Here is a 17,373-nt window from a genome sequence, read left to right as displayed (position 1 = left end):
GGTGGTACGGGTCAGACCTGGTGGGACACGGCCTCACGAGGCGCGGGCACCAGGGCGGCACCGACCCGTTCGACCAGCAGTGCCATTTCGTAGCCGACCTGACCCACGTCGCAGCTGCGCGCGGCCAGGACGGCCATCGACGATCCGTCACTGATCGACATCAGGAACAGATAGCCGCTGTCCATCTCGATGATCGTCTGCTGCACCTCGCCGGCGTTGAACATGCGTGAGGCACCGTCGGTGAGGCTGACGACGCCCGACGTGATCGCGGCGAGCTGGTCGGCACGGTCCGCCGGCAGGTCCCGCGACGACGCCAGCAGCAGGCCGTCTGCGGAGACCGCGACGACGTGCGCGATACCGGCCACGCTGTCGGCGAAGTTGCTGAGCAGCCAGCCCATGTCCTGCATGGTGGGGGGCCTGGTCACTGTTCGTTCTCCTTCGGAGCAGGGGCGCCCGCGGCAGCTTCTTCACTGCCGGCCGTACGCCCACGTTGCACACCGCGGTGGTACGCGGAGAGGAGGCCGCGTACCTCGTCCGGGCTGCGACGGTTCTGGTTGCGCGGGCTGCTCTGCACGCCACCGGGGACGAGCTGGGCCTGGGGTACCCGCTTGGGTAGTCCGGAGCGGGTGGTGTCGGCCACGGTGGGTTCCGCCGCCGCCATCGCCCGCTGCCATCCATCGTCGGCGGCGGTGCGCCAGGCGTCCTCGGCCGACTTGCGTGGCCGGGGCACAGCTTGGGCACCGCTGTCCGGACCGGCATCCGCCGGCCGCGAACCATTCTGCCCCGCGTTCGGAGAAGCGGAAGGGGGCCTGGAGATCGGTGCAACCGGCGGTACGGCCGGCGAAACCGGGGCGGGCCGGGCCGGCGGGGCCGGCCGTGCGGGCGCGGCGACCGGAGCGGCTGCTGCCGGTGCGGCCGTCGCAGCCGCGGATTGCGGCTGGTTCGGCGGTGGCGCGTAGCCCGCAGTCGGCATGCTCCACTCCTCGGAAATCGGCCCGTCGTGACCCTTGAACCAGCTCTGCTGCATTTCGAGGAAGATCGGCGAGGTCTCGGCCCGATCGTCCGCTCGCGCCGGCGCCGGCGGCGGGGGTGCCGGCGGCATGGACGCGAGCGCGGCTCCCCAGCCGTTCGGGTCGGGGCTCGCGGGCCGCCGGGGCGCGGGGATCGTGCCGCCCTCCGGGGTGACAAATCCCACCGACGGGGCGAGGTTCTGTTGCACCTCACGGTCCGGCGCCGCGGTCTTCATCGTCGGGTACGCCATGGTCGGCGATCCGGCGCCGTAGGCCGGGGCGGGCTCACCGGGCGGCACAGGTTGCGTGACGCGGGTGGGCAGCGGCGGCCGGTCGGCGGGCGAGCTGTCGCCGCGCTTGGGCAGGGCCGGGCGGTCCGGGGTCGGGAAGCCGTCGCCGCGTCCGGGCAGCTGTGAGGGCTGGACGGGCAGGTGCGGGTGGGCCGGGAGTTCCGGCTGCCGCTGCGGCGGTGCGGAGATGGTCGGGAGGCTGCCGGAGCGCTGGCCGCCCCACGGCTCGGGGGCGATCGCCGGCAGGGTCGCCGTCGCGGCGCCACCGCGGCCGAACGGCATCGGGTCGTTCCAGCTGGCCGGGGCCGGCTCGAGCTGGCGGTTGCCGCGGGTCGGCGGGTCCAGCGGCCGGCTGTTCGGCAGGACGACGATGTGGTTCGGGAGCACGACCTGGGCGACCGTGCCGCCCTCGATGTTGGCGCGCAGCTCGACGCGGATGCCGTACCGGTTGGCGAGACGGCTGACGACGGCCAGGCCCATCAGCCGGAACGCGGCCACGTCGACGTCGGGCGTCTCGGCGAGGCGGCGGTTCAGCGAGTCCATCTGTTCCTCGGACATGCCGAGGCCGCGGTCCTCCACCTGGATCACCACGTAGTCGCGGATGCGCCGGCCGTCCGCCACCACCACCGTGTTCGGGGGCGAGAAGCGTGTGGCGTTGTCGAGGAGCTCGGCCACGAGCCGGACGACGTCGTTGACGGCCACGGCCATGATCGAGATGTCGGTGTCGACCGTGCCGAACTCGATGCGGTTGTAGAGCTCGACCTCGGACTGGGCGGCGCGCAGGGCGTCGACCACGAGGGCGTCCTCGCGGCGCGGCGCGCTGGAGTCGGCACCGGCGAGCACGAGCAGGTTCTCGTCGTTGCGGCGCATGCGGGTGGCGAGGTGGTCGAGTTCGAAGAGCTGCGCGAGCCGCTTCGGGTCCTCTTCGCCGCGCTCGATCTGGTCGAGTTCGCCGATCATCCGGTCGACCAGGCTCTGCGAGCGGCGGGCCAGGTTGAGGAACATCGCCGAGACGCTGGTCCGCAGGGCGGCCTGCTCGGCCGCGATGCGGACGGCCTCGCGGTGGACGACGTTGAACGCCTGGGCCACCTGGCCGACCTCGTCGCGGTTGGTGAGGCGGATCGGGTCACGCACCTGCCGGACGATGTCGTCGGCACCGCCGTCGCCGAGGTTGCGGACGTCGCGGAGCCGGGCGACCGCTTCGGGCAGGTCGCGGTTGGCCACCGCCAGGGCGCCTTCCCGCAGGCGGCGCAGCGAGAGGTTGAGCGAGCGGGCCAGCACCACGGCGAGCGCGATGGCGATGATCAGGGTGAGCAGCACCAGGGCGGCCTCGAGGGCGGCCTGGCGGGTCACCGAGGAGCTCTCGTCCGAGGCCAGGGTGAGGGTCTGCTGCTCGAGTCGCTGCTCGGCCCAGCGCATCAGGTCGACCACGGCACCGAAGGACTGGGTGACCTCGAGCGAGGCGACCGGGTCACCGCGGCTGAGCCGGGTGGCGATGCCGTCGGCGAGGTTGACCGCGTCACCCGTGACCGTGTTGTCCACGAGGGACTGCTGCTGAGGTGTGGCGACCAGCGCAAAACCTTCGAGCGCTTCCTGCTGGCTGGTCTGCGTGGCGGTGAAGACGGAGAGCTGTTCGGCGCTGACGTCACCGGAGGCGCGGGCCGCGTAGGCGACCGCTTCCTGTTCGGCGGTGCCGGCCTTGGCCCGGGAGAACGCGGAGACGGCGCGCAGGCTGTCGGCGACCTGGCCCTCACCGGCGTACTGGCTGAGCACCTCGCCGTAGCCGACGAGGTCGGTGATCACGACGCCGTAGCGCAGGACCGCCTCGGAGATGGCGATCTCGTCCCGGTCGGTGATCTTCTTGCGGGTCGCGTCGATCGTCTGGAGGTGCTCGTCGATGCGTCGCAGACGGTCCTGCACGGCCGCCGGCGGATCATCGAGCTCACCGCGGTCGGTGGTGTACGCCTGGATGCGCCGATCACTCTGCGCGCTCGCGGCGCTGTAACTGTCTGCTTTGGCGCCGGGGTCCGCGAGGTACTGAGCAGCCGCCATCCGTTCTTTGTGGATGTACTGCGTCAGGTCGGAGATGTCGGTGGAGAGCCGCGTCAGATCCTCGACCTGACCTGCGTCGAGGGCCCTGCCGCCGACGTCGACGAGGCGTACGGTGGCGAGCAGGACAACGGCGAGCAACGGTACGAAAAGGATCAGTGCGAGCTTGGAACGGATGCGGGCGTCACGCAGCCGGGGGATGCGGCCACGCCGTTCCCGGGTGCCGGACCCGCTCGATCGACCGGCATCCCCGCTGCTACCGGCGGGTAGGCCGGTGCCGCCCGCGGGGTAGGTCGAAGCCTGGGCCGAAGAACCGGTGCTCACGACATCTCCTCGCTGGTCATCCCCGCTTCTCTTCGCCCACCCGGGTACTGGTGCCCGGGCACAGCCGAATCGAGCGGCAGGGCTGGTGCCACACGCGACACGGCCGCGATTTCATCAGAGTCGGCGACTGTTTGGGAAGTCTGCGACGTCCCGGAAACAGCGTTCACGAGGCGCTGACAATCGCCCGTTCGGCTCGACAATCGACACTGCGTAGGCGTTGACGTGCACGAATGTAACCATGACCACGATCCGTGTCGGTGCAGTGACGCTGATCCATCAAGATTCCAACCACTATGTGGGAAAGCCATCCCGCTCACCGTATTCGGCGCAGCTTGACCAGGGACCTTCACGTTGGCAAGGTTTGGCGCGATCGGACGGACGGACTGTCCGTGTTCGCGCGGTCCACACCGGACAACGTTGCGTTCGCCGGGATAGTTCAGATCCCGTGTTCCGCCCTCTAGGAGGCACCCGCAGTGAGGCTCCCCCGCCGTCTGACGGCGTCCGTGGTCGCGTCGACGCTTGTCGTCACCGCCCTCGCGGGCTGCGACTCGGACACCGAATCCGGCGACATCACCGACATCGTGATCGGTGCCGATCTGGCGTCCGGCGATCTGGCGTACAGCCGGGCTCTGCAGCTCAGGGTCGATCAGGTCAACGCGTCCGGCGTGCTCGGCAACCGCCGGCTCGTCCTGCGTACCCAGGAGAACCGCTCGGACCCGACCGTGTCGCTGCGCAACGTCACCGGCTTTGCCCGGGACCCGGCCGTCGCCGCCGTGATCATGGGTTCCTGTGACACCTGTGTGGTCAACGCCGCCAAGACGATCAACGACCTGCGGATCCCGACGATCGCGCTGTCCGCGGCCGACGAGGTGACCAGCCCGGTCGAGAGCCGCCGCTACATCTTCAAGCTCGGCCCCAACTCGACGGACAGCTCGTCGGCGCTCGTCGCCGAACTCATCCGCAAGAAGGCCAAGACCGCGTCGCTGCTCTACTCCGATGACCTCTACGGTCGCGGTGGCCGGACCAAGATGGTGCGCAAGCTCGAGGACGCCGGCATCGACGTCAAAGCTTCACTCGGCGTCAAGCCGACCGCCACCGACATCACCCAGGCCGTCGGCACGCTGACCGACGCCGACCCCGACGCCCTGGTCGTCTGGACCGGCGCCGACCAGGCCACCCTCGCCGCGACCAGCGCGAAGGCCGCCGCTTTCACCGGTGACGTGTACTTCGACGCCGCTGCTGCGGGCGACCTGTTCATCCCCCGGGCGGCGGCCGCCGCCACGGACAAGACGACCATGGTCTTCACCCAGATCCTGGCGATCGACGACGTGATCGCGACGACCCCGGCGAAGGCCACCCGCAAGCAGTGGTTCCGCGACTACACCTCCCGGTACGGCAGCTACTCGGGTGTCGCGTCGTTCGCCGCCGACGCGGTCGACCTGATCTCCGAGGCCGTCGGCAAGGTCGGTGGCGACCGCCAGCGGCTCCGGGACGTGCTCGAGACGTCGCAGACCGACGGCCTGTCCGGCCCGATCCGGCTCACCCCCGACAACCACTCCGGTCTGATGCCGCAGGCGCTGACCCTGCTGGTCGCCCGCAGCGGCCGCTGGCGTCTCCTGAGCTGACCGCAGGACCCACGAGAAAGCCGGCCGACGGATTCCGTCGGCCGGCTTTTTCCGTACGCCCTCAGCGCTGCGACGTCGTCGCCCGCACCCAGGGGAGCAGCAACCGTTCGATCACCACGAGCAGGTAGTAGAGGACGATGCTGATCAGCGCCAGCAGCATGATCGCGGCGAACGCCGTCGCGGTGTCACCCTGGCCACTGGTCTGCACGATGATCGTGCCCAGTCCGCTCTCGCCGTACTGCATCTCACCGACGACCACGCCGATGACGGCGAGCGGCATCGCGACCTTGAGCCCGACGAAGATCTGCGGGAGGGCGGCGGGTAGCCGCACCCGGGCGAAGGTCTGCAGGCGGGACGCGTCCATCGAACGGGCCAGTTCGGCCAGATCGGACGGTGTGCTGGTCAGGCCGGTCGCGGTGGAGAGGACGATCGGGAAGAAGCAGACCATGAACGCCATCGCGAGCACCGGCGTCTGCCCGTAGCCGAACCAGATCAGCATCAGCGGCGCGAGTGCCACCTTCGGGACGGCGTTGAACGCGACCAGCAGCGGCGAGAACATCCGCTCGAACGGGCGCCAGGCCGCGATGGCCGTCCCGATCAGCACGCCCACCAGCACGGACAGCAGGAAGCCGAGCACGGTCGCGTACGTGGTGTGCCAGGTCTCGGTGAGCAGGTACTCGGCGTACCGGCGGAATCCGTCGATCACCTCGGGCGGCGACGGCAGGACCACCGTGTTGATCGCGAAGATCTCGGTGCAGGCCCACCAGACGCCGATCGCGACGGCCAGGCCGAAGATCGGCCAGACCACGGCCGAGAGGCCACGGCCGCGCACGGGGCCCGTTGTGGTGCCCGCCGCGGGCGCGGGGGCTGTCGCCAGGTCAGTCATGTCTCATCGCTTCCACTCCCGGAAGCCCGGGATCCGTCCGGCGTGCGACGGGTCCCGGGCCGTGAGCCGGATCAGGCGTTCGGCACCAGGTCGAAGTTGATGACCTGTTCGGGCGTGAGACCGGCCTGGATCTGACCGGAGCCCTGGAGGATCGCGATGCTGCGCGCGACCCGCTGGCTGTCCAGCGCGCCGACCGGCACACCGGAGGCCTCCGAGCGCACGAACGGCGCCATCAGCGTCAGCTCGGCCGCGGCCGACTTCGGGTCGGCGGTCGGCACGTTCTTCTTCAGCACCGTGCCGGCCTCGTCGGGGCTCGTGATCGAGTCCTGCAGACCCTTGAGCAGGGCGGCCGTGAACTTCTTGACCTTCTCCGGGTTCTCCTTGGCGTACGTGCTGTTGGTGATCAGCGCGTTGCCGTAGAGGTCCTGGAGGTAGTCGCTGTACGGCAGCAGGACAGCGGTCTTGCCCTTGGCGATGCCCTCGATGGTGGGCTTGCCGACCACGAACTGGCCGATGCCGTCCACCTTGTGCTGTGCGAGCGTGCCGAACAGCGTCGTCGGCGCACCGTTCACGAACTTGACCTTGGCGGGGTCCACGTTGGCCGCTTTGGCGTACGTCGGGAACAGGTTGCGGACCACCGAGCCGGGCAGGTCGGCGAGGGTCTTGCCCTCGAGGTCCTTGGGCGAGCTGATGCCGTAACCGTCGAGCGTCATGATCGCGGCCATGGTGCGCTGCTGGATCGCCGCCACCGCGGTGAAGCCGGTGACCTTGCCCTCGCCGCCGACGGCGAGCAGGCCACCGGTGAGGTCGATGGGCGTGAACTGCGCCTGACCGGCGACGATCTGCTTGATGTTCTCGCCGCTGCCGGAGCCGGGCTTGATCTCGACGTCGAAGCCGGCGTCGCGGAAGTAGCCCTTCTCCTTGGCCACGTATGCGTACGAGTCGCGGCCGAAGTTGCCGAACGACGTGAGGTAGGTGATCTTCTCCAGCGCCTGCGATCCGCTGCCCGCGCTGGTGTCGTCACCGTCGTCGCTGCAACCGGCTGCAGCGAAGAGGGTCGTGGCCAGCGCGGCGGCCACGAGCGTGCGGGTGAACGTTCTTCTGTGCACCGTGTTCCTTCCCAACCGAGGGGGTGTTGAGCTGGTCGGCGTCGGGCGGAGGGTGCACCGGCGCCGGGAGGTGTTGTGCTGACTCGGCCGTTAGCGTAGGGGAACCCAGCGCTTTGATCGATGACAGGTATGTCTCGAACGCCCTTGTGGACAGCCTGCTCACCGCCCGGCAACATGAGATGGCTACAGTGTCAGCGCATTGATCCGACGCTATCGGGAGCGCGCGCAGATGATCCGTCTCACCGGCGTCTCCCGAACCTTCGCGGGCCGTTCCGGCACTGTGGAGGCGTTGCGGGGGATCGACCTCGAGGTCCGCGACGGCGAGTTCGTCGCGATCCTCGGCCGCTCCGGCTGCGGAAAGTCCACACTGCTGCGACTCATCTCCGGCCTGCTCCCGGCCACCGGCGGTGAGGTGCAGGTTTCAGGCGACCGGGTGACGAAGCCCCGCCGCGACATCGCGATGATGTTCCAGAAGCCGGCCCTGCTGCCGTGGCGCTCGGTGCTCGACAACGTCCTGCTCCCGGTGCAGATCTTCGGCTGGAAGAAGGCCGCCCACCGCGAGCGCGCGCACGAGCTGCTGACCATGACCGGCCTCGCCGGTTTTGAGAAGCGCCTGCCCCACGAGCTGTCCGGCGGCATGCAGCAGCGGGTGGCGCTGTGCCGCTCGTTGATCGCCAACCCGCGGGTCATGCTGATGGACGAGCCGTTCTCGGCCCTGGACGCCCTGACCCGCGAGGAGCTCTCCGGTGAGCTGCAGCGGGTGCACATGGAGCTCGGCACCACGATCGTCTTTGTCACCCACTCGATCGACGAGGCCGTGCTGCTCGCCGACCGGGTCGTCGTGCTGAGCCCGCGCCCGGGCCGGATCCGCGAGATTCTCGACATCAAGATCCCCCGACCGCGCACGCTGGGCCGCGGCGCCCACCTCGAAGAGGTCGCGCGGTGCAGCGCTGAGCTGCACGAACTCCTGATGGCTTAGGAATGGCCGATGCGCGTTTGCCTGTTCACGGAGCCGCACCGCGGCGCCACCTACGACGACCAGCTCCGGCTGGCCCGGCTGGCCGAGGACGCCGGTTTCGAGGGCTATCTGCGCGCCGACCACTACCAGTCGATGGGCGCCGACCCCGGGCTGCCGGGTCCGACCGACGCGTGGATCACCCTGGCCGGTCTCGCCCGCGAGACCTCGCGCATCCGGCTGGGCACCCTGGTCAACTCCGCGACGTTCCGCCTGCCCGGCCCGCTCGCGATCATGGTGGCTCAGGTCGACGCGATGAGCGGCGGCCGCATCGAGCTGGGCATGGGCGCCGGCTGGCTGGAGCGCGAGCACACGTCCTACGGCATCCCGTTCCCCCCGCTCGGCGAGCGGTTCGACCGGATGACCGAGCAGCTGGCGATCATCACCGGGCTGTGGGCGACACCGGACGGCGAGCGTTTCTCCTACGACGGCAAGCACTATCAGCTGCTCGACGCGCCCGCGCTGCCCAAGCCGGTGCAGCGGCCGGGCCCGCCGATCATCGTCGGCGGCCGCGGCCCGAAACGCACGCCCGAGATCGCCGCCCGCTTCGCGGACGAGTTCAACATGCCGTTCAAGACGGTCGCGGAGACAGCGCAGGCTTTCGGGCGGGTCACCGAGGCGGCTCAGCGGTACGACCGCAGTCTGCGTTTGTCGGCGGGCATCGTGGTCGCCCTCGGACGCACCGACGAGGAAGCCCAGCGGCGTGCCGCACCCCTGCACGTCCCGAGCGCCCTTCCACCCGAGGACCCGGTGGTCGGCTCGCCGGACCTGCTGGTGCAGCGCATCGGCGAGTTCGCGGCGATCGGTGCGACCCGCGTCCACCTGCGCGTGATCGACATGTCCGACCTCGACCACGTGGAGCTGATCGCTTCGCGGGTCCTCCCCCAAGTAGGAGAACTGTGACCGAGCAGGTGCTGAGCCCCGTCGGCCAGGAGATCATGCTCGAGAACGACAAGGTGCGGATCTGGCACATCACCTTGGCCCCGGGCGAAACCCAGCCGCTGCACCACCACGGCCTGGCGTACGTCGTGGTGGCCGTGCAGGGTGCCAAGAACGTGATCCACACGGCGGCGGGTGAGCGCATCGACGTCGAGGAAAAGACCGGTGCGGTGGTCTTCCGGGAGCCCGGCCAGACCCACATGCTGACCAACGCCGGTGACACTGTGTATATCGGTCGAATCATTGAGTTGAAGACCGGCTTCGATCGCGCCTGAGCGGAATTTTGGCCTGTCTTAAGAAGCGGGCTCCGGACTGGCCGCGCCACGGACCATTCCGTACCCTCCCCGGCATGGCATTTCGGACCTGGGCCAAGCTGTTGGCCGCCACCCTCGGCGTGGGCGCGCTGGCCGGCGCAAGTCAGCTCGGCCTCGCGTACGGTCTCGGCATCGTCCGCCTGACCCGCGTGCTGGACGTGACCACGCGTGATCAGTGGACGGCCCAGCTGGCCTGGGTCACCTGGTACCCGATGGTCGCAGCCGTCGTCGGCGCCCTGGTCGGCAACGTCCTGTTGCAGCGCTGGGCACCCGGCGCGCCCCGGCCCGGGGTCGGCACCGAGCTCGCACTGTCCTTCTCGGCCGCCATCGGCGCCGGTGTCGTGGTGCCGCTGACCATGCAGCCCGCCCGCACCGCCCAGGTCGCGGGTGTGAACGAGGTTGTCGTGATCGCCATCTGCGCCGGTCTCGGCGCCCTGGTCGGCGTCTTCGCGGCGTGGGCCGCGCTGGCGCAGACCGTGGCCCGGTGGAGCCTGGTCACGGTGGGCATCACGGTCTGGGTGATCGCACTGGTCTCGGTCGCGCCGTCGCTGGCGCCGAGCGACCCGCTGCCCGCCGTCCGCCTGGGTGTCTTCGACGCCGGTTTCCTGTCGCCCGCGGTGACCCAGCGGACTGCGCTGGCCACGATGCCCGCTCTCGCCCTGCTGATCGGGGCAGCGCTGGGCTGGCTGGCCCGCCGCCGCGAGATGCCCACCCTGACCATCGCCCTGGCCGGTCTGCCCGGTCCGGCCCTGCTGACCATCGCCTACCTGGTCGCGGGCCCCGGCGCGGGTGACGACCGCTACCAGGTCGTGCCCTACTGGGCGGCGATGACCGCCACCGGCGCCGGTGTCCTCGGCTCGGTGCTGGCCGCGGTCCTGCGCCGCAACGCCGACCCCGATGACGAGGACGGCACCGAAGAGGGTGGCACCGGCGACGACAAGCCGGCGCTGCCGAAGCGCACGAGCCAGCCGGACTCCGCGATCGCCGCAGCCGCCGCGCCTCCGGTCTCCCCCGCGGCGCCGAATGCTCCCGGCGCAACACCGACCGCGGACATCCCCCTGCGTCCGTCCGACACCGCGGTCTTCGACGTCCCACCCGGCCGCCCCACCAGCCCGCCCCCGGCCCCCGGCCGGTCCGCGAGCTCGGCGGCGGCTTCCGGACGCTCCGAGAGCTCGCCGCCGGCTTCCAGCCACCTCGCCGGTCCGCCGCCGGCCGGCACCGGTCCGAGGCACCAGCCGCAGCCCACCACGCCGCCCGCTCAGCGCACTCCGGAACCGCCCGCGAGACCGTCCCCGCTGGCCGGACTCGGCGGCCCGGCCGAGCCCAAGCAGGAGAAACCCCGCCGGGGCGGCCGCCGCGCGAACGTCGCGGACGCCTTCATCAGCCGCACCGGCGAGTTCCCCACGACCGGCGGTGTGGCCGTGGGCGACTACGCCAGCCCGGAACCACCGCCCTTCGACGCCTTCGCCCGCGGCAACCAGAGCCCGGCTCCGAGCTCGGCTTCGAGTCAGGCTCCGAGCCGGGCTTCCAGCCAGGCGCCGAGCCGGGCTTCGAGCTCGTCTCCAAGCCCGGCCCCGAACCCCGCACCGGCCCAGGAGCAGCCCACCAAGCGCGGCCGCTCGAAGGACGCCCCGTGGTCACCGGCCGCCGAGCCGAAGCCCTACGTCCCGGAACCCGCAACCCGCCCGCTGCCACCCGAGGCCCTCCAGACACCGACCGCCGAGCAGCCCCGCGCGGCGGGCGGCCGTCTGGGCCGGAGCTTGCGCCCGTTCGCCCGGGGCCGGTCCGCCGAGCCGCTGACACCGGAGCCGACCGCGATCAGCGCGCCGCTGCCGCAGCCCGACCCGATCACGCCGCCGCTGCCGGTGACCCCGGCCCAGCGGCCGGAGCCGGACCAGCCGGCTCCGGCGCAGCCCGCCGACGAGGCCGGGGACGGCAAGCGCAAGCCCAAGAAGGCCAAGGACGAGGACTACGTCGACTGGGTCAGCGGCCTCGGCAAATAGCCGGCGACCTAGGGCAGGACCGGCAGGTAGACCTTGCTGCCGGAGGACAGGAACTCGTCGCTCTTGTCCTTCATGCCCTGGGCTGCGTAGTCCTTCAGTTCCTGTGTGATCTTCATGGAGCAGAACTTCGGTCCGCACATCGAGCAGAAGTGCGCGGTCTTCGCGGGCGCGGCCGGCAGGGTCGCGTCGTGGTACGCGCGGGCGGTGTCCGGGTCGAGGGCCAGGTTGAACTGGTCCTCCCAGCGGAACTCGAACCGGGCCTTGGACAGCGCGTCGTCCCAGGCCTGGGCGCCGGGGTGACCTTTGGCCAGGTCGGCGGCGTGGGCGGCGATCTTGTAGGCGATCACTCCGGCCTTGACGTCGTCGCGGTCCGGCAGGCCGAGGTGTTCCTTGGGCGTCACGTAGCAGAGCATCGCCGTGCCGAACATCCCGATCATCGCCGCGCCGATCGCGGACGTGATGTGGTCGTACGCGGGCGCGATGTCCGTCGTGAGTGGACCGAGCGTGTAGAACGGCGCCCCGGAGCACAGCTCCTGCTGGAGGTCGACGTTCTCCTTGATCTTGTGCATGGGTACGTGACCCGGGCCTTCGATCATCACCTGGACACCGTGCTCCCAGGCGACGTGGGTCAGCTCGCCGAGGGTGCGCAGCTCCGCGAACTGCGCCGCGTCGTTGGCGTCCGCGATGGACCCGGGCCGCAGCCCGTCTCCCAGCGAGAACGTCACGTCGTACCGGGCGAGGATCTCGCACAGCTCGGCGAAGTTCGTGTAGAGGAAGTTCTCGGTGTGGTGGGCGAGGCACCAGGCCGCCATGATCGAGCCGCCGCGCGACACGATGCCGGTGACCCGGTCGACGGCCAGCGGCACGTACGGCAGCAGCACCCCCGCGTGCACGGTCATGTAGTCGACGCCCTGTTCGGCCTGCTCGATCACGGTGTCGCGGAAGATCTCCCAGGTCAGCTTGACCGGGTCGCCGTCGACCTTCTCCAGCGCCTGGTAGATCGGGACGGTGCCGATGGGCACGGCCGAGTTCCGGACGATCGCCTCACGGGTCTCGTGGATCCGCTTGCCCGTGGACAGGTCCATCACCGTGTCGGCACCCCAGCGGGTGGCCCAGGTCAGCTTGTCGACCTCCTCGGCGATCGAGGACGTCACCGCGGACGTACCGATGTTGGCATTGACCTTGACCAGGAACCGCGCCCCGATGATCATCGGCTCGATCTCGGGGTGGTTGACGTTGGCCGGCAGGACGGCCCGCCCGGCCGCGATCTCCTCCCGGACCACCTCGGGCTCGACACCCTCGCGGATCGCCACGAACTCCATCTCGGCGGTGACGATCCCGGCCCGGGCATAGGCGAACTGCGTGGGTCGCACCCCCGCCAGCGGCGTGCCCGGTCCGGAGACGGGAGCGACGTCACCACGCCCGGCGATCCAGGGCGCGCGCAGCGGCGGCAGCCCCACCTCGGGATCGCTGCCCGGGCCGGACGTGTCGTAGAGCCGCACCGGCGGGTTGTCCCCGGCCAGCTCGACCTCCGCGAACGGCACCCGCAGGTCCGGCCGGGATCCCTCGACGTACACCTTGCGCCTCATAATTCCTCCCCAATCGTGACGAACAGGGCAGCGAACGGCCGCGCGTCAGCGCACAACCGGTCGACCGGTCCCTCAGACGAAGTGGTGCAGCGGACCCGGCCCGTGGCCGAGCTTCCAATGACGGCCGCCGGCGAGTGCCCGGGCGACGTACTGCTTGGCAAAACGCACCGCGGCGACGACGTCGTCACCGAGGGCCAGCCGGGCCGCGATCGCGGACGAGAAGGTGCAGCCCGACCCGTGGTTGTTGACGGTCGGCACCGGCTCACCCGTGAGCACAACCGTCCGTCCGTCGTGGTGCAGCACGTCCACGGCGAGTTCGCTGCCGGTCACCACCACGGCGTCCGGCCCGCGGGCCGCCAGCTCGGCGGCTGCCTCGGCCATCTCCTCGGCGGTGCCCACCGGCCGTCCGAGCAGGGCGCCGGCCTCGTGCCGGTTCGGCGTCAGGACCCGGGGGTACGCCACCAGTGGCTCGACAGCCGCAACACCGGAGAGCCGGCTTCCGCTGGTGGCCACGAGCACCGGATCCACCACGAGTGCGGGCAGCTCGGCGGCCCGCCCGGCCAGCAGTTCGGCCACCGCCGGATCCCCGATCATCCCGACCTTGACCGCTGCGACGGTGAAGTCGTCGAGCACCGCGTCCAGCTGGGCGGCCACCACGTCGGCGGGTACGGGGTGAATGGCGGTGACCCCGAGAGTGTTCTGTGCCGTGATCGCGGTCAGCACCGAAACGCCGTAGACGCCGAGGGCCGCGAACGTCTTCAGGTCGGCCTGGATGCCCGCGCCCCCACCGGAGTCGGAGCCGGCGATGGTCAGCACCACGGTCGGCGTCATGCCGGCACCCCCGCCGCGGCGACAAGATCACGGGTCACCGCTTCCGGATCGGCTGCCCGCATCACGGCTCCGAGGACCGCCACCCCGGCAGCCCCCGCGGCCAGGCATTCGGCGACCCGAGCGGGTGAGTCGATGCCGCCGAGGGCGAGCCACGGCACGCTTCCGGCCAGCGCCGCCGCCCGGGCCGGCCCGAGTGCGGGCCCGTACCCCGGTTTGGTAGCCGTCGGATAGATCGGCGACAGGGTGACGTAGTCCTCGGTGGACAGCTGGGGCGTGCCGTGACAGGACCGGCCGACGAGTGCCACACCCGGCGGCACCGGGTCGGTCGCGGACAGGTGCACGGCGTCACCGCCCAGCGGGTCCGGGCCGGCGATCACGAGTCGTCCCGGCGGCACCACCGCTCGCAGGGCTGTCGCGAGGGCGCGCCTGTGGGCGTACCCGAGATCCTTGTCGCGGAGGACGACCCACGCCGCGCCGCCGCGGATCGCCGCCGCGACCACCTCGACGAGCGGTCGCGCCGCGAGCCGGCGATCGGTGAGCAGCACCAGGCCGGAGGGGATCACCATGCCGGCCGCCCTTCGTCCGAGGTGGACGCCAGTGCGTGGTAGCGCCGCGGGATCCGGCCGGCGCCGAACGCCAGTCGGCCGGCTTCGACGGCGTGGCGCATCGCGGCGGCCATCCGCGCGGGGTCCTCGGCCCGGGTGACGGCGCTGGCCACGAGGACCGCGTCGCAGCCGAGTTCCATCGCCAGCGCGGCGTCCGAGGCGGTGCCGATGCCCGCGTCGAGGATCACCGGCACGTCGACGCTGTCGCGGATGAGCCTGATGTGGTGCGGGTTGGAGATGCCCAGCCCGGACCCGATCGGGGCACCGGCGGGCATCACCGCGGCGCACCCGGCGTCGGCCAGCCGCCGGGCCAGGATCGGGTCGTCGCTGGTGTACGGGAACACCTGAAACCCGTCCGCCACCAGCGTTTCGGCGGCCCGCAGCAGCTCCACGCCGTCCGGCAGCAGGGTGCGTTCGTCACCGATGACCTCGAGTTTCACCAGGTCCGTCTCGAACGCCTCGCGGGCCAGGTGCGCGGCTTTGACCGCGTCGGCGGCGGTGTAACAGCCGGCGGTGTTCGGCAAGATCCGCATGCCGAGGTTGTCGAGCATCGGCAGCAGCCCGGGTCCGGCGGCGTCGACCCGGCGCAGGGCGAGGGTGACCATGTCGGTGCCGGACGCCACGATGGCGGCCTCGAGCGCGGCCAGGCTCGCCGCGCCGCCGGTTCCCATGATCAGGCGAGATCGGTCGAACACGTCAGCCTCCCTGCGCCGCGGTCAGGACCTCGACCCGGTCGCCGTCGTGCAGCGGGGCGCCGGTCCACGCGGACCGCGGCACGACCTCCCCGTTGACGGCGACCGCGACCCCGCGCCTCGCCTCGGTCAGCTGCGCGACCAGCGCGGCGACATCGGCCACGTCGACCTCCCGGGCAGCACCGTTCAGGATGAGCCTCACACGAACCTCCCCGGCGAGAACGCGTCCAGCAGCGGATCGGGCTTCCCCCACGCGACCAGATCGGCGATGAGGTCGGCGGTGACGGGCGCCAGCAGCACCCCGTTGCGGTGATGACCGGCCGCGACGATCACGTCGCCTGCCGCACCGAGCAGCGGTGCGTTGTCGGGTGTGGCCGGCCGGTGCCGCACCACCGTCTCCACCAGGTCGAACTCCCCCAGCACCGGCACCAGGTCGGTGGCCGCGCGCAGCAGGTCGAGCACGTGCCCGGCGGTCACGGTGTGATCGGTGCGCTCCTCCTGGGTCGCGCCGACGATCACCTCACCGTCGGCACGCGGCACCAGATAAACGTGCCGCCCGTCGGCCCAGCCGCTCACGACGTGCCGCAGCACACCCGGCTCACCGCGCAGTCGCAGCACGAGCCCTTTGACCGGCCGCACCGGAAGACCCGTCAGCCGCGCGGTCCCGGAACCCGCCGCGACCACCACCGGCACACCCGCCGGCACCTCGTCGACCCGGCGCCGGACAACAGCGTCACCCAGGATCGCGCGCAGGGCGGCGACAACCCGGCGCGGGTCGACCTGGCGGTCATCGGGCGCGTGCGCACCACCCCGCAACCGCGGCGACAGCGCCGGCTCCAGGTCGCGCAGCGCGCTCGGCCCGAGCGGGCTCACCCCCAGACCCAAACTCCTCCGGTACGCCCACAGTCGCTGAGCCTCAGCCAGGTCGTCGGCTGTCAGGGCCACGGTCAGCGTTCCCGTGCTGTCGTAGCCGACGTCGATCCCCGTCTCCCGCGCCAACTCAGCGGCGAACGCCGGCCACCGCCCCGCGGACTCGACCATCAGCTCGGTCAGCGTGTCCTGCCCGAAGCCCGCCTCCCCGGCCGGGGCGAGCATGCCCGCGGCGGCGTACCAGGCACCGTCATCACCGCCGTCGTCGTGCACGGTCACGGCCAGCCCGCGCTGCACACACCGCCAGGCCACGGCCAGCCCGATGATCCCGCCCCCGACCACGACCACCTCACCGGCGGTCATGCGACGGCCTCGAGGAGTTCTTCGGTGGCTCGCAGCGGGTCGGTGGCGTTCATGATCGCGCCGACGACCGCCACCGCGGCGGCCCCGGCGGCACGCAGCCCGGCAGCGTTCTTGGCCGTCACCCCGCCGATGGCGACGATCGGGGTGTCCGGCACCGCGGCGGCGACCACCCCGATCGCGTCCACGCCCAGCGGATCCGGCAGCCCGGTCTTGGTCGTGGTCGCAAACGCGGGCCCCACACCGAGATACGAGGCGCCCGCCCGCCGGGCCGCCCGCGCCGCGTCCGCGTCACGGCACGTCGCGCCGAGCATCGCCGACGATCCGAGCACCCGGCGTGCCGCCGCGACGGGCAGGTCCGCGGCACCCACGTGCCCGCCGTCCGCCCCGACCGCCAGTGCGACATGAAGACGATCGTTGACCAGGCACAACACCCCGTGGGGGCGGCACAGCTCCAGCACCGCGTCGGCCAGCTCGTAGGCGTCCCGGTCGGTGACGTGGTCCTCTACGCGTACCTGGATCGCCAGCCGGTCGGTGGCACCCAGCCGGGAAGCGGCAGCGACCGCGGCCGCGACGGCGGCCAGCGGATCTTGCCCGCCGGTGATCAGATGAAGGTGCGGAAAAACAGGGCCCACCACTCGCTCCTCCCTGCGCCGGCATGATCCGGATCAGGTTCGACGGTCGGGGGCCGCGACAGCCCCCCTCTCAGCCCGGTGCACCGGACTCCCGTGGGGTTGGTTCCGCGGAGACCGTAACCCCGCGCCGGGCCCGCCGTAAACCCCCGCTTTCCCGCGCACCGCGTCCACGCTGGAACAACAGGGGAAAAGTCAGGTTGACAACAAGTGTTGTCAGGTGGTGGAGT

At 71.3% G+C, this 17,373-nt stretch carries 16 protein-coding genes and 1 riboswitch; of the genes, 5 read left to right on the top strand and 11 right to left on the bottom strand.

Annotated elements, in window-relative coordinates; translation table 11 throughout:
- Positions 1 to 11: 11 nt before the first annotated feature.
- Positions 12 to 425 carry a roadblock/LC7 domain-containing protein gene (locus tag AFR_RS04820; RefSeq protein WP_023358264.1) on the bottom strand — a complete coding sequence of 138 codons (414 nt, stop codon included), beginning with the start codon at positions 423 to 425 and terminating at the stop codon, positions 12 to 14.
- Positions 422 to 3,673, bottom strand: a complete 3,252-nt coding sequence (locus tag AFR_RS04815) for a sensor histidine kinase (protein ID WP_023358262.1) — start codon at positions 3,671 to 3,673, stop codon at positions 422 to 424. The genes AFR_RS04820 and AFR_RS04815 overlap by 4 nt, the downstream gene beginning before the upstream one ends.
- Before the next feature lie 473 nt (positions 3,674 to 4,146).
- Between AFR_RS04815 and AFR_RS04810 the strand changes: the two genes are divergently transcribed.
- On the top strand, positions 4,147 to 5,298 hold the full coding sequence (locus AFR_RS04810; RefSeq protein ID WP_023358260.1) for an ABC transporter substrate-binding protein: 1,152 nt from the start codon (positions 4,147 to 4,149) through the stop codon (positions 5,296 to 5,298).
- A gap of 61 nt (positions 5,299 to 5,359) precedes the next feature.
- On the opposite strand, the gene AFR_RS04805 is transcribed toward AFR_RS04810, so the two are convergent.
- Together AFR_RS04805 and AFR_RS04800 are read right to left on the bottom strand one after the other, a co-directional pair.
- Positions 5,360 to 6,184, bottom strand: coding sequence for an ABC transporter permease (locus tag AFR_RS04805; protein WP_023358258.1), 825 nt, complete (start codon positions 6,182 to 6,184; stop codon positions 5,360 to 5,362).
- A gap of 71 nt (positions 6,185 to 6,255) precedes the next feature.
- Complete coding sequence (locus AFR_RS04800; RefSeq protein WP_041840604.1) at positions 6,256 to 7,293, bottom strand: ABC transporter substrate-binding protein; 1,038 nt, start codon at positions 7,291 to 7,293, stop codon at positions 6,256 to 6,258.
- Between the two features lie 229 nt (positions 7,294 to 7,522).
- On the opposite strand from AFR_RS04800, the gene AFR_RS04795 reads away from it, so the two are divergent.
- The 4 genes from AFR_RS04795 to AFR_RS43365 all read left to right on the top strand — a co-directional run bounded on the left by AFR_RS04795 (position 7,523) and on the right by AFR_RS43365 (position 11,564).
- Complete coding sequence (locus tag AFR_RS04795) at positions 7,523 to 8,272, top strand: ABC transporter ATP-binding protein (RefSeq protein ID WP_023358255.1); 750 nt, start codon at positions 7,523 to 7,525, stop codon at positions 8,270 to 8,272.
- A 9-nt stretch (positions 8,273 to 8,281) separates the two neighbouring features.
- A complete protein-coding gene (locus AFR_RS04790; protein WP_023358253.1) occupies positions 8,282 to 9,211 on the top strand; it encodes an LLM class F420-dependent oxidoreductase in 930 nt (309 codons plus the stop codon).
- Positions 9,212 to 9,246: 35 nt separating this feature from the next.
- On the top strand, positions 9,247 to 9,522 hold the full coding sequence (locus AFR_RS04785; protein WP_052359647.1) for a cupin domain-containing protein: 276 nt from the start codon (positions 9,247 to 9,249) through the stop codon (positions 9,520 to 9,522).
- 74 nt (positions 9,523 to 9,596) lie between these two features.
- Entirely contained in the window at positions 9,597 to 11,564 is a 1,968-nt protein-coding gene (locus tag AFR_RS43365; RefSeq protein WP_023358248.1) for an MFS transporter, read from the top strand.
- Positions 11,565 to 11,572: 8 nt separating this feature from the next.
- On the opposite strand, the gene thiC is transcribed toward AFR_RS43365, so the two are convergent.
- From thiC to thiE, 7 genes are all read right to left on the bottom strand, one after another.
- Positions 11,573 to 13,153 (bottom strand): phosphomethylpyrimidine synthase ThiC, encoded by a 1,581-nt coding sequence (gene thiC / locus AFR_RS04775; protein ID WP_041840603.1) that lies wholly within the window; start codon positions 13,151 to 13,153, stop codon positions 11,573 to 11,575.
- Between the two features lie 72 nt (positions 13,154 to 13,225).
- Positions 13,226 to 13,984, bottom strand: coding sequence for a bifunctional hydroxymethylpyrimidine kinase/phosphomethylpyrimidine kinase (gene thiD, locus AFR_RS04770; RefSeq protein WP_023358244.1), 759 nt, complete (start codon positions 13,982 to 13,984; stop codon positions 13,226 to 13,228).
- Complete coding sequence (locus tag AFR_RS04765) at positions 13,981 to 14,550, bottom strand: thiamine phosphate synthase (protein WP_023358242.1); 570 nt, start codon at positions 14,548 to 14,550, stop codon at positions 13,981 to 13,983. The genes thiD and AFR_RS04765 overlap by 4 nt, the downstream gene beginning before the upstream one ends.
- Positions 14,544 to 15,260, bottom strand: a complete 717-nt coding sequence (locus AFR_RS04760) for a thiazole synthase (RefSeq protein WP_052359646.1) — start codon at positions 15,258 to 15,260, stop codon at positions 14,544 to 14,546. The genes AFR_RS04765 and AFR_RS04760 overlap by 7 nt, the downstream gene beginning before the upstream one ends.
- A gap of 25 nt (positions 15,261 to 15,285) precedes the next feature.
- Positions 15,286 to 15,483 (bottom strand): sulfur carrier protein ThiS, encoded by a 198-nt coding sequence (gene thiS, locus AFR_RS04755; protein WP_023358238.1) that lies wholly within the window; start codon positions 15,481 to 15,483, stop codon positions 15,286 to 15,288.
- Positions 15,480 to 16,514, bottom strand: coding sequence for a glycine oxidase ThiO (gene thiO, locus AFR_RS04750; RefSeq protein ID WP_023358236.1), 1,035 nt, complete (start codon positions 16,512 to 16,514; stop codon positions 15,480 to 15,482). Before thiO ends, thiS begins: the two co-directional genes overlap by 4 nt.
- A complete protein-coding gene (gene thiE, locus AFR_RS04745; protein ID WP_438829935.1) occupies positions 16,511 to 17,119 on the bottom strand; it encodes a thiamine phosphate synthase in 609 nt (202 codons plus the stop codon). Before thiE ends, thiO begins: the two co-directional genes overlap by 4 nt.
- 20 nt (positions 17,120 to 17,139) lie before the next feature.
- Positions 17,140 to 17,251: riboswitch (TPP riboswitch) on the bottom strand.
- Positions 17,252 to 17,373: the final 122 nt, after the last annotated feature.

This window comes from Amorphoplanes friuliensis DSM 7358 (genome assembly GCF_000494755.1).
In the GTDB taxonomy this organism is placed as follows: Bacteria; Actinomycetota; Actinomycetes; order Mycobacteriales; family Micromonosporaceae; genus Actinoplanes; species Actinoplanes friuliensis.
The sequence above is the reverse complement of the archived record's forward strand: the minus strand, read 5'-3'. Positions and strand labels throughout refer to the sequence as shown.

Coding starts and splice junctions, on each gene's coding strand:
- thiD (WP_023358244.1), bottom strand. CDS start 13,984: ATGACGCCGACCGTGGTGCTGACCATCGCCGGCTCCGACTCCGGTGGG.
- AFR_RS04805 (WP_023358258.1), bottom strand. CDS start 6,184: ATGACTGACCTGGCGACAGCCCCCGCGCCCGCGGCGGGCACCACAACG.
- AFR_RS04765 (WP_023358242.1), bottom strand. CDS start 14,550: ATGGTGATCCCCTCCGGCCTGGTGCTGCTCACCGATCGCCGGCTCGCG.
- AFR_RS04790 (WP_023358253.1), top strand. CDS start 8,282: ATGCGCGTTTGCCTGTTCACGGAGCCGCACCGCGGCGCCACCTACGAC.
- AFR_RS43365 (WP_023358248.1), top strand. CDS start 9,597: ATGGCATTTCGGACCTGGGCCAAGCTGTTGGCCGCCACCCTCGGCGTG.
- AFR_RS04760 (WP_052359646.1), bottom strand. CDS start 15,260: ATGGGAACCGGCGGCGCGGCGAGCCTGGCCGCGCTCGAGGCCGCCATC.
- AFR_RS04785 (WP_052359647.1), top strand. CDS start 9,247: ATGCTCGAGAACGACAAGGTGCGGATCTGGCACATCACCTTGGCCCCG.
- AFR_RS04795 (WP_023358255.1), top strand. CDS start 7,523: ATGATCCGTCTCACCGGCGTCTCCCGAACCTTCGCGGGCCGTTCCGGC.
- thiO (WP_023358236.1), bottom strand. CDS start 16,514: ATGACCGCCGGTGAGGTGGTCGTGGTCGGGGGCGGGATCATCGGGCTG.
- thiC (WP_041840603.1), bottom strand. CDS start 13,153: ATGAGGCGCAAGGTGTACGTCGAGGGATCCCGGCCGGACCTGCGGGTG.